At 62.6% G+C, this 961-nt stretch carries 3 protein-coding genes; 1 reads left to right on the top strand and 2 read right to left on the bottom strand.

The features are described 5' to 3' along the window. On the top strand, positions 1–385 hold a 385-nt coding region (locus JCM19049_RS21380), incomplete at its 5' end, for an O-methyltransferase (protein ID WP_374700340.1). 37 nt (positions 386–422) lie between these two features. On the opposite strand, the gene JCM19049_RS21375 is transcribed toward JCM19049_RS21380, so the two are convergent. Together JCM19049_RS21375 and JCM19049_RS22805 are read right to left on the bottom strand one after the other, a co-directional pair. Beyond that, on the bottom strand, positions 423–590 hold the full coding sequence (locus JCM19049_RS21375) for a DUF3117 domain-containing protein (protein ID WP_138177414.1): 168 nt from the start codon (positions 588–590) through the stop codon (positions 423–425). A gap of 131 nt (positions 591–721) precedes the next feature. Beyond that, the gene (locus JCM19049_RS22805; protein ID WP_306420831.1) at positions 722–868 is read right to left on the bottom strand and encodes a DivIVA domain-containing protein; all 147 of its coding nucleotides are present in this window, start codon (positions 866–868) and stop codon (positions 722–724) included. Between the last annotated feature and the right edge of the window lie 93 nt (positions 869–961).

Here is a 961-nt window from a genome sequence, read left to right as displayed (position 1 = left end):
CGCCCGGGCGCGCATCATCACCGAACGCGCCGCCACGGTACTGGGCCGGCTCACCGATCGAGCGTACGACATGGTGCTGATCGATGCCGAGCACGAGAACCTGCTGGACTACGTCGCCGAGGCCAAGCGCCTGATCGGCAAGCGCGGGGTCATCATCATCTGCAACGCCTTTGACGAGCACCGCCTGGCCAAGCCAGCCGTGCGCAAGGCTCCACGGTGGCCATGCGTGATGCCATGCGGATGCTGCGCGAGGACCCGAACCTGCTGTGCCACCTGCTGCCCACCGAGCAGGGCTTGTTCATCGCGGCAGCCAAGCACTAGTACGTCCGTAGGACGCAGGAGGAACGGGGCCGCCCGCCGCGGCGGGTGCGCGACGGGCTGGTGACAGACCAAAGGGCCGGCGAATGCGGCCCTGAGAATCCTTATTCAGTGACGTTTACCAGACAATTACGCAGCTCGGTGGCCTCATCTGCATTCAATTCGACCACCAGGCGACCGCCGCCATCGATGGGCAGGCGCAGGATCAAGCTTCGGCCTTCCTTGGTGACTTCCATTGGCCCATCACCGGTGCGTGGCTTCATCGCCGCCATGTACGTTGTTCCCTTCGTCAGTGACCGGAACGTTCAACCGCATACCGGTTCAACGCCCGAGCCGTCCTATAGTCCGCTCAATCAGCTGGGATTACCTTGTTGATTTGGAGACTCTATACTCTCTATTATTCCTAATTTTCGCCCGTGTCGCTAATCACACGCCGCGACTCGATGTCATGAATCTTATTCTCCAACCGGTTGATGCGCGCAGCGAGCTGATCCAGAACGTCGTCCACCTGGTCGCACCGGTAGCCGCGCAGCCCAATGGAAAAACGCACCGCATCCACGTCGCGGGCCGAGGTTCATCGGGCAGCAGCACCGGCGGCAGTGACGCCTCGGGCTCAATCAGGCCGGCCACCGGTTCGCGCGGC

Source organism: Arthrobacter sp. JCM 19049 (assembly GCF_001310435.1).
This window is presented reverse-complemented; position numbering and strand designations above follow the sequence as displayed.